Origin of the sequence: Lutibacter sp. (genome assembly GCF_041596795.1) — a bacterium.
Lineage (GTDB): Bacteria > Bacteroidota > Bacteroidia > Flavobacteriales > Flavobacteriaceae > Lutibacter.
In genome coordinates, this window is record NZ_JBFHHX010000107.1 from 1 (window position 1) to 11,263 (window position 11,263).

Below are 11,263 nucleotides of genomic sequence, written 5' to 3' on the forward strand. Positions count from 1 at the left end.
ATCATTAACGGCACTTGGCTCTTATTTTAGAAATAACAAAACATCTGCAGCTCCAATGGAGTTTGATATTTATGTTGAAAATATTTGTTTAAATATAAAAACAGCAATAAGTATTCTTGATGGAACGACTATAAGTCCAGAGAAAACAAGTCTTTCAATTACGGAAGCAGAAAACTCTTACGAAAAAGCGTTTAACAAACTTTCAGACAAAAGAGATGCTGAAATAGCCGATGGAATGGAGCATTCTCCAATTACAGGAGCTCATTTAAAGGAAAATTTGTTGGTTTCTGAGCAATTAAAGTGGTTACATAAATTGTCTGAAAACTTAATAGAGTCCATAAAAAAATATAAGGCTAGTAATTTAAATAATTAGTTTACTTTTATCCCTGCAATATAGGTTCCTTCAATTTTTATAGATGGAATTTTAGACTCTTCAATTTCCATAATGTTTTTATCAAGAATTACAAAATCTGCAAATTTTCCAATTTCAATACTGCCTTTTTCATGTTCTTCAAAGTTGGAATATGCAGCCCAAATGGTCATACCTTTTAAAGTTTGTTCTCTTGATAATGCATTTTCAGGTTGGAATCCGTTCGCAGGAAAACCTTGTAAATCTTTTCTTGCTACTGCTGCGTAAAAAGTTAATAACGGACTAACTTTTTCTACTGGAAAATCTGTACCTAGAGCAATTTTGCCATAAGTATTTAATAAATCTTTATAAGCGTAAGCTCCTTTAATTCTTTCAGCGCCAACTCTATCCTCAGCCCAATACATATCACTTGTAGCGTGTGTTGGTTGTACAGATGGAATTACATTATTAAAATAGATAAAGTCCGATTTATCAACAATTTGAGCATGTTCAATTCTCCATCGTCTATCGTTTTTAGCTTTTAATACATCTTTGTAAGCTCTTAACATCACATAGTTGGCAGAATCTCCAATAGCGTGAGTGTTCATTTGATAATTAGATGCAGCTATTTTTATTGCGTATTTTCTTAAATCTTTTAACGGAGTAACTAATGCTCCATAATGGTTGTGTTGATCGCTATAGGGTTGTTTCATTGCTGCGCCTCGCGAGCCTAAAGCACCATCAGCATAAACTTTAAACGATCTAACATTTAGCAAATCGGTTTTAATAATTCCTTTTTTAGTGAAATAATCTATATTTTCATCACTTACAGAAACCATTGCATATATTCTAATCTTTAAATCGCCTGTTTGTTGTAAACTATCAATAAGTTCAATAACATCTTTAGAAAGCCCTGCATCATCTACAGTTGTTAAACCAGAATTAAAACAGATTTTTTCTGCATCTTTTAAAGCTTGAATTTGTTCTGATTTTGATGGTGCAGGAATTTTTGCTTCAATCAATTCCATTGGAGCATCAATAAATATTCCAGTTAATTTTCCATTTTTTTGTAAAATTTCTCCACCAGTAAAGGGTGTTTTTATTGTAATTCCGGCCAAATCAATTGCTGCTTGATTTGCTAATAAAGCGTGACCATCTATTCTTGTTACTGCAATTGGAGTAGTTGGAAATAAAGAATCTAATTTTTCTTTTGTAGGAAATTCTTTAATATCCCAATCGTTTTGATCCCAACCTCTACCAGTAATATAACTTACATTTTTTTCTTTTTGAAAAGCAACAATACGTTCTATAACCTCATTAAAACTTTTGGTGCCTTCTAAATTTACTTTTTGCTGTTGTAATCCTAATCCATAAAAATGGCAATGTGCATCAATAAAACCAGGTACAATAGTTTTTCCTTGAGCATTTATAATGTTTATGGGTTTATAGTTTAGTTGAATTTCAACAGAAGTGCCAATGGCAATAATTTTACCATCTTTAATAGCAAAAGATTCTGCTTTCTTAAATTCGTTATTAACTGTATAAACATTCGCATTTATAACAATAGTGTCAACTTCAATTTTATTTGAACAAGACATTAAAATTGTTGAAATTGCTAAAAAAAGAAATAAATTTTTCATTGATTTTATTTTTAATGAGTTTGGTAATTCCTTACTACGCAGGAATAATAGTAATTTAAATTAAAATACAAATTTTAATTTAAATAGGTGTCTAATAAATATACTAATGATGCCATTGATGCCGCTCCTAATTCTAATTCTCTTTTATTTATTTTATCGAAAGTATCTGTTGCAGCATGATGATAATCGAAATAACGTTGAGAATCTGGTTTGTACCCAAATAACGATATGGTTTCAGATTTTAAAGGCCCAATATCTGAACCTGCATGACCTTCTTCTATATCATGCAATCCATACGGAGCTAAAAGAGGTTTCCAACTTAAAAGTAAGTTAGTATTAGTGTTGTTGGCATCAAAAGAAAAACCACGAGGTGTAAAGCCACCAGAATCTGATTCTAATGCTGCAATATGATTTTCATTTTTAGCTTTTGCTTCTTCGGCATATTTTTTTCCGCCGCGTAAACCATTCTCTTCATTAATAAATAGTACACATCTAATAGTGTGTTTTGGTTTTATACCGTTTAATTTAAATAAGCGTAACACTTCTATAGATTGAACAATGCCAGCACCATCATCATGTGCTCCATCTCCTAAATCCCAAGAGTCTAAATGCCCGCCAACTGTAATAATTTTATTAGGAAACTCACTACCAATTATTTCTCCAATTACGTTATATGAAGGCTCATCAGGTAAGGTTACACAACTTTGTTTAAAATAGAATTTTAATGATGGATTTTCTTTTAATTTTTCACTTAATAAATTTGCTGCTTTGGTACTTATGGCTGCAGTTGGTACTTTTTTATCTTCAGGTAAATCATCATAACTCATTGCGCCGGTATGTGGATAATCATCAATATTATGCGTTAAAGAACGAACAATTACCCCAGCTACACCAAATTCTCCAGTAACTTTTGCACCGCTATAACGTTGGCCAGCACAACCGCTGTAGGCTTTAAAAGTTTGAATATGAGTATCATCAAAAGGGCCATTAAAAAAAACAATTTTTCCTCTCAATTTTTCTCCTAATTGTTGGGCTTCTTCTAAACTTTTTACTTCAATTACTTCGGCTGTAATACCTTCTTTTGGGGTTGCTATTGAACCTCCTAAAGCGCAAATAGGAACATTAAACTTAGTATTGTTTACTGTAAAATATGCGATTTCTTTTTCACCTCTTTTCCAATTTGGAACCATAACGTCTTGTAGCCAAACTTTATCAAATGCAAGGCTTTTCATTAATTCTTCTCCCCATGAAATAGCTTTTAAAGATTCTGGAGAGCCAGATAATCTGCCGCCAATTTCATTCGACAAATAATCTAACCATTGGTAAGATTGACCTTGAGTTAAAGCAGTATTAAATATGTTTTTTATTGTTATAGAATCTGTTTTATTAACAGTTGTTTCTATTGTAGAATTTGTTTTGTTTTGGTTACAAGAAATTATAAAAATTAGCAGGATTGCTGAGATACTAATACGCTTCATTTTTGTGTAGTTTTTTTTTGAAAAGATAAAACTACACAAAAAAGTTGAACATTGGTTATATGTATTTTATAAATCAAATTTATAAGTTATTCCTGCTAAGGCTTGTAATGTTTGTACTTGGTAATTTTTAAATGAATAGTATTTACTGCCAAGAGCATTGTTTATTTTTGCAAATGCGGTTAATCTATCGGTAAAATTATAGCCTCCGTTTAAGTTTAAATCTAAATAAGCATCATTTTTAACAATTGAGCCAAATGTTGCTGTTGGGTTATACGGAATAACAAAATCTTGTGTTTCTCCTCTAAAATACAATTTAGCGCCTGCAAACCATTTATTTTTTTGAAAATCTCCAGAAATAGTAGCGGTTAATGTTGGTAAATTCCAAGCTTCAATTTCATTGGTAGTTGAATAATTTGAATAGTTTATAGTTGAGCCAAAATTAAGTTCTTTTGATACTTCAATGGTTATTTCACCAAAAACGCTTAAGGTTTTTATATCATCATAAATAACATTGTATGAGTTACCTGCTTCATAACTTTCAGTTACTAAAATAGTACCATCTGTTTTAGTTTGATTTTGAATAAATAAAGGTTTGTTGTATTCGTTACTATGGCTAACGTTAAAATTAAACCCAATATTTGAAGCTAGTTTACCTTTGGCGCCAACAAAAGCATTGTATTGTTTGTCGGTTTGTAAAATGGTTAAAGTAGGAGAGATGTATGGATTTTCTTCAGAAAAATCTTTATAAGTATTCTGAATTAAATCGCCATTTACACCAGCTACTAAAATAAAAATATCATCTACAATTTTAACAGATGCCGATACATTTGGATATGCGTAAAATTTATTTATTTTTCGCTCCAAATCATTAGAATAATAAATTTTAGCGCCTAAATTAACGGTTAAATTTTCACGTAAAACTTCAAAATTAGGACTTGCCCCTAAGTTTATAAAACTATGTTTTAAGTTTGAAGTTGAGGTGTATTCTTGTTGAAATTTACCTGTAACAATATCTACTAAAAATTGTGTGCTAATTATTTCCGAAGAGATAGGAAACTCAATAGTAGGTTTTGCAAGCAATCGTATTTCATTACTATCGTAATAATCGGTAAAATTTACAAGTTCTGCGGTTGCATTTGTTAATATGCCACTATTAAAATCAATTTTTCCGCCTGCATAAATTGTTTTGTAAATTTGCTTTTCATCTAAACTGTTTAAAAAGCTTTCATCAAATACTATATCATTTGAGAGTCCGTAATAATTATATTGTTGTCTTTGAATACCTCCATTTATTTGCCAATTAAAATCACGGTCAAATTGTTTGTAAAATAAATCAATTCTGGTATCGGAAAAATTATCGTTTAATAGAACATCTTTTATACCTCCTTCAGATGAATAATGATTTATAAAAATGCCATAATCATTATATCTGGAATCTCCCGTATGCACAAATGCTTCAAAAAATGGACTTGTATAGGTGCCAAACCCAGCACTTACATAATTTTGAAATACACGTTGTTTTGGAGCTCTGGCTATGCTTTGGGCTTTTCCTTTTGTTGGTGTAAATGTTGATGCAACCGGAATTGAAAAAATACTATATGCTACTTTTTCTTTAGAAAAATTGGCTACATTTTCTATAGTTGGATTTGATTTTACTTTAAAAGCGTCTGAAATTGTTGGTGTGTATGGTTTTTCAACAACAATTTCTTCTGTTTTTAAAGTGTCTTTTTTAACCTGAGCAAAAGAAAAACTTGAAATTAAAACGGATATAAAAGTGATAAAAATCTTTTGCATTTGTTGTTTTTTTACTGGTGAAATTGAATTATGATTCATAGAAATAAATAGTCAATTTAATTTTTTACAGATTCGTTTGTTTTGGCTTGTTCTGTTTTAATTTTATTTAGTTCTGTAGTTGCTTCATCAACCACATCTTTAAAATTTGCAAAGTTTTTTTGAACGCTTTCTAAAATATAAGTTGCCTGATAAGCATCATTTAAATTATTATAATTTTTAGCCATTACTATTAGCCCTTTTGCTCCCCAATATTTATAAGCAGAATAATCTGATGCCAGTTTTTGAACAATTTCATTTGAAACTCTGTAGCTTCCATCGGCATTTTCAAAATATGCGCTGTAGTATAATGCTTCAGCTTTTAGTTCGCCTCCAGCAATTTCTTCTACCTTTTTATAAGCAGTTCTGGCTTTTGTATAATTATTGGTTTTTATGGCTGCTCTGGCAATAATTATATGAGCGTCAGATTTAATTCTATCTTCAACTTTTACATTAGTTAAAACCAATTCGGCATAACTTACGGCTTTTGTATAGTTTTCAGCCGCGTAATAACCTTTCATTAAATTAGATTGTGCAAAAGTTTTATTTTGTAATTGGTCTGCTTCTTTTTCTAAACGTTCCAAAACAGGAATTGCTGCATTCCAATTATTTTTTTCAAGATAAATTACGGCTAATTTATACAATGCGTTTTCTGTAAATTCATTTTGCTCTTGGTCAATTATAAACGTATAATATTTTATTGCTTCACTGGCTTCATTGTTAGATTGTAATGATTGTGCTAAATAAAAGTTTGCTTGTATTTTATGTAATCCATTTGGGAAACTTTGTAAATACTTTTTAAAGTTTAAAATTGATTTTTTATGATCGTTTAGCAAGTATTGTTTTTCGGCAGATTCATACATATCATTGTCTAATTCGGCATCAGAAATGTTTACAAAATCTATATCTTTTACCCAAGTAGCATATTCATCAACTCTACCTAAATCTACATAAATTTGACGAGAATTTTTAATGGCTTGTTTAGCTTCAGCCGAATTTGGAAATTGTTTTACAACCGTTTTATAAGTTGTTAAGGCTTGTTCATTTTTATCGGTATTATAATAGATTAGGCCTTTTTTTAGCATTGCTTTTGATACTAAAGGGCTTCTTTTAAAGTCGGTAATTAATTTATCAAAATTTTCTAGTGCTAAATTGTGTTGGTTTTGGTTGATGTAAGAATTTCCTAATACATAATGTGCATCATCTCTATAACCGGATTTGGTATGTGTTTTTAAAAAGGAATTTAGTTCTTTTATTTTGGCGGTTTCATTACCAACTAAACCGTAGCTAATGGCTTTTTGAAACTGCGCATAATCCGTATCAACACCTTTCATATCAATTGCTTTGTTGTAAAATGCAATGGTATTGTTGTAGTCTCTGGTTATAAAATAACTATCACCAATTCTTAAATAACTGTCATTCTTTTTTATTGGATCTGTATTGTTTTTTGCAACATATTTTTTGAATTGATCTATGGCATTTTCAAATTCTTTTTGTTTAAAATAGGCATAACCTAAGTTGTAGTTAATATCATCATTTTCAGAAGTTTTACTGTTTTTTGAGATAAAACTCCTAAAATCGGAAATGGCTTCTTTAAAATTATTTAAGCGATAGTTAGTTTCTCCTTTCCAAAAAGTAGCTTGAGCAGTAGTATTGGCATCTATAGAAACAGTTAAAGAGTTTTCGAAATTTTCTTTTGCAGCAGCATAATTTTCTTCATTAAATAGTTCTACGCCTCTATAAAAAGCCACTTTTTGGAATATACCTTGCTCTTTTGTTGTGCGTTTGTTTTTTAAGAATTCTAGCGCACCTTTATAATCTTTAGATGTTACGTATGCACTTATAATTAAATCGTTTATTTCATTTTTTGATGTAGAATTTGGGTATAAATCTATATATTCTTTTAAAACATCTGGAACACTTTTGTAAGGGTTTCCAATTTCGTAACTTAATTTAGCATAATTTAACCAAGCATCTTTTTTAATATCTTGCTCAAATTCCATTTGACTAGCATTTCTAAAAGCATTTAAGGCTTCCTGTTTTTTACCTAATTTTAAATAACATTCTGCTAAATGATAATAGGCGTTTTGTGCTACGCTATTTGTTCCATCAATAATTTTATTAAAATTGTTAATAGCATTTTCATAATCGTTTTGTTTGTACGAAGAATAGCCTAATAAGTAAAAATCTGTGTTGTTAAATTTCCCTTTTTTACCTTTGTAATTGTTTAAATGAGGTAAGGCTTCTTTGTAATTTTTAAGGTTAAAATAACTTTCTCCAACAATTTTTGATATTTCTGAATGGTCAACTCCTCGGGCTGTTTTTAATAAAGGTAATCCGTTTTCAATAGCTTTTTCAAATTTGCCTAATTTAAAATTCATATCTGCCAAATAATAAGAAACATCTGTTTTGTAAGATGCATCGTTGGCAACTTCACCTAAATATTTATCGGCTGTGGTATAATCATCGCTATCATATGCAATGTATCCGTAATAATATTTGGCTCTTGCTCCGTATTTTTGAGAATCTAATAAGTTTAAAAAATAGCTTTGAGCAGATTTAAAATTTTTAGTAGCAAATAAAGAGTATCCGTAGTTAAAGTTAAATTCTTCTTCCTTTTGTATAGATAAATTAATGGTTTTTACTTTAGAATACCATTTTGCAGCATACGTATAGTTGCCCGTTGTAAAATAATACTCAGCAATATCTAAAAAAGCGCCATTTCTTTTTGTGCTTGTTGGATATTTATCCACAAAATTTTGCATTAATTCATCGGCATTTTGTTGCCCAAGTCTAATTGCTGCGTTAGCTATGTAGTATTCACAGTTTGCTTTTTGTTCAGATAAATTATCAAAATTGTTTTTTATTTTTTCAAATTTTTCCTGTGCAGCAGCAAAAGAATTATTTTTATATAATTCAACAGCGTGGTTATATTCTTTAAGATTATTGGTGTAAATTTCTGTTTTTTGTGCTGATATTGAAAATGTTATCAGAAACATTAATATTGCTGGAACAATTTTTTTAGAATTCATTTTAATTAAAATTGAATGTATTTAACTTATATTGTAATAACGTAATATTTTATTGAAATTGCATTGTAAAGTTATATTTTTAATAAAGAACTTTATTAACATTTTTGTTCAGAATTAAAATAAATACTTTAAAATTATTAACTACTAAATTGTTGAAACTTTACATTTAAATATTTAGTTTTGTTTAAAATAACAATTCCTATGCCAGAAAACATTTTAATGCTGCAAAATGCTCAAATTTTTCAAAGAGAAAACCTAGTTTTATCAAATGTTAATTTGAAAATTGATGAAGGTGAATTCGTTTACCTAATTGGAAAAACTGGGAGCGGAAAAAGTAGTTTAATGAAAACTTTGTATGGAGATTTACCGTTAGAAAATGGTACTGGAAGTATTGTTGGTTTTAATTTAAACACTTTAAAAGAAAATGAAATTCCCTATTTAAGAAGAAAATTAGGGATTGTATTTCAGGATTTTAAATTGCTGAATGATAGAAGTGTTTTTGAAAATTTACGTTTTGTTTTAAAAGCAACTGGTTGGAAAGATAATGCTAAAATGAAAACCAAAATAATGGAAGTTTTAGGAAAAGTTGGTATGGAAACAAAAGATTTTAAAATGCCATTTCAACTATCTGGTGGTGAGCAGCAGCGTGTTGCAATTGCCAGAGCATTACTAAATGATCCTGATTTAATTTTAGCCGATGAGCCAACAGGAAATTTAGATCCTGCAACTTCAGTAGGTGTAATGAATGTTTTAAAAGAAATTCATGAAAGTGGAAAAACTATTTTAATGGCAACCCATGATTATGCCATTATTTTAAAATTTCCAAATAAAACAATAAAGTGCGAAGGCGGTGAGTTATTTGAAGTTGTGCAGCAGCGCAGTTAAAAAAACACTATGATTTCTATTTTAATTCCTGTTTATAATTATAAAATAAAAATTTTAATAGATGTTTTAAACAAACAATTAATTAATACTAAGATAAAGTATGAGATTATCTGTTTAGATGACTGTTCAAATTTATTTACTGTTGAAAATGAGTGTGTTGGTTCTATTTTAAATGTGCGTTTAATTAAATTAGAATGTAATATTGGAAGGAGTAAAATAAGAAATTTATTAGTTGAAAAAGCTAAATATGAATGGTTACTTTTTTTAGATGCCGATGTTTTACCTGAAACGAATAATTTTATTTTTAATTATATTAAATGTATTCAATTTAATAAAGGAAGCGTGTATTGTGGTGGGATTATTTATGAAAAAACAAGACCAATTAGTGAAAATTATTTGCGTTGGTTTTATGGGAAAAGTAGAGAGGAAATTTCACAATCAAAGAGAAGTAAAAAGCCATACAAGAGTTTTTTAGGAGCAAATTTTTTAATTAATAAATCAGTATTTGAAAGTGCACGGTTTAATGATGAATTATATAAATACGGTTACGAAGACGTGCTTTTTGCAGAAGATTTAAAAAAAAATAATATTATTATAGTTCATATAGAGAATCCTGTTTTTCATTTAGGATTAGAAGATAATGCTGTTTTTATTGAGAAAACAAAACAAGCTATTGAAAATTTATATAAATTAAATACTCAGCATCTTTTAACTGAGGATTCTATAAAAATTTTAAAAGTATTTCAAAAATTAAAAACTTATAAATTAACTTGGTTTTTCAGGAATTTGTATATTTTTTTTCATAAAAAATTTGAATTTAATTTAAAAAGTAAAAAGCCAAATATGTTTGTATTTGATATGTATAAACTTAGCTATTTGTGCTTTATTGCAAATGTTAATAGGAGTGAGGTAGTTTAATTGGGTAATTATAAAGGTTAAATATTGGTTGATAACTAAAATTGAAATATTTAATTTTTTTTAGTTAAAAGCTGTTAAAAGAGGTGTGTTTTTTATTTCACTCATCTACCTTATCATTCTAATAATATTGAAGAGTTTTTAATAAAAAAAGTTATGGAATTTAAAGAAAATTATTTATTAGAAAATAAGAATGATTATTTTTTGAAATTTATGAATTATCAGCTACTATATAGGAGAATTAACATCCTTAAATAGTTTTATTAATTTTTCTGATTCATTTTCCCATATCAATTCATTACCAGCAAATTCTAATTGTTTTCTATAAAAATCTTTGTCTTTTTGTAAAATCTTAGTTATTTGTTGTGCCACATCTTTTGGGTTTCTATTTAAAACGATATCTCCAACATTATATGTTAATACTAAATTAGACATTTCATTTAAATTAGAAACCAATACAGGAATTTTTGCTTGTATATAATCAAATAGCTTATTGGGTAAAGCATATCTGTAATTTAAACCTAAATCTTCTTCCATACTTATACCTAAATCAGCAAGAGGTGTTATTTTTTGTAATTCATTTGGAGAAATTCTATCAAGAAAAATTACTTTTTCTTTTAAGTTTAATTCCTTAACTAACGCATGTAATTTCTTTTCAATATCTCCACTGCCAATTATTAAAAAAATAGCAGTATCTAAAAAAGTCATAGACTCAATCATTAATTCTAATCCTCTTCCTTTATTTAATGCTCCTTGGTATAAAATTATTTTTTTATTTTTTGAATTGAAAGGAAACATTCCTTTTTTATGTTCTTCAATTTTAATGGGAATATTTCTAATAACTCGAAATTTGGAATTATAAATGGTATTGTAATGAATTGCTATTGAATCGCAAACTGTGTATGCGTATATCAATTTTGGAACAATAAATTGTTCTATTTTTAACCAAAAATTTTGTTGAAATGGTCTATTTATTAGTTCAGGTACTTCAGTAAATAATTCATGACTATCATAAACTATTTTTTTATTAAAAAGTTTACTTACTAAATAATTAGGTAGTAAAGTATCTAAATCGTTGGCAAGTAAAATATCCTTTTTTACGAAAAGTAATTTAAAAAAAAGGCGAATATTATA

General features: G+C 28.4%; 8 protein-coding genes. 3 read left to right on the forward strand and 5 right to left on the reverse strand.

Translation table 11 applies throughout. The annotated features are described in order from the left end of the window. Positions 1 to 373: hypothetical protein (locus tag ABY298_RS11810; protein WP_372746262.1), on the forward strand; the 373-nt coding region annotated here is incomplete at its 5' end. On the opposite strand, the gene ABY298_RS11815 is transcribed toward ABY298_RS11810, so the two are convergent. From ABY298_RS11815 to ABY298_RS11830, 4 genes are all read right to left on the reverse strand, one after another. After that, the gene (locus tag ABY298_RS11815; protein ID WP_372746263.1) at positions 370 to 1,989 is read right to left on the reverse strand and encodes an amidohydrolase; all 1,620 of its coding nucleotides are present in this window, start codon (positions 1,987 to 1,989) and stop codon (positions 370 to 372) included. The two genes, ABY298_RS11810 and ABY298_RS11815, sit on opposite strands and share 4 nt — an antisense overlap. A 74-nt stretch (positions 1,990 to 2,063) precedes the next feature. After that, complete coding sequence (locus ABY298_RS11820) at positions 2,064 to 3,467, reverse strand: M20/M25/M40 family metallo-hydrolase (protein ID WP_372746264.1); 1,404 nt, start codon at positions 3,465 to 3,467, stop codon at positions 2,064 to 2,066. 66 nt (positions 3,468 to 3,533) lie between these two features. Then, positions 3,534 to 5,261, reverse strand: coding sequence for a TonB-dependent receptor (locus tag ABY298_RS11825; RefSeq protein ID WP_372746265.1), 1,728 nt, complete (start codon positions 5,259 to 5,261; stop codon positions 3,534 to 3,536). A 56-nt stretch (positions 5,262 to 5,317) separates the two neighbouring features. Next, entirely contained in the window at positions 5,318 to 8,329 is a 3,012-nt protein-coding gene (locus ABY298_RS11830; RefSeq protein ID WP_372746266.1) for a tetratricopeptide repeat protein, read from the reverse strand. A 201-nt stretch (positions 8,330 to 8,530) separates the two neighbouring features. On the opposite strand from ABY298_RS11830, the gene ABY298_RS11835 reads away from it, so the two are divergent. Together ABY298_RS11835 and ABY298_RS11840 are read left to right on the forward strand one after the other, a co-directional pair. Further along, on the forward strand, positions 8,531 to 9,214 hold the full coding sequence (locus tag ABY298_RS11835; protein ID WP_372746267.1) for a cell division ATP-binding protein FtsE: 684 nt from the start codon (positions 8,531 to 8,533) through the stop codon (positions 9,212 to 9,214). Positions 9,215 to 9,223: 9 nt separating this feature from the next. Continuing rightward, complete coding sequence (locus ABY298_RS11840; RefSeq protein ID WP_372746268.1) at positions 9,224 to 10,132, forward strand: glycosyltransferase family 2 protein; 909 nt, start codon at positions 9,224 to 9,226, stop codon at positions 10,130 to 10,132. Between the two features lie 225 nt (positions 10,133 to 10,357). Here ABY298_RS11840 and ABY298_RS11845 read toward each other — a convergent pair. Next, a partial coding sequence (locus ABY298_RS11845) for a glycosyltransferase (RefSeq protein ID WP_372746269.1) occupies positions 10,358 to 11,263 on the reverse strand: 906 nt, incomplete at its 5' end.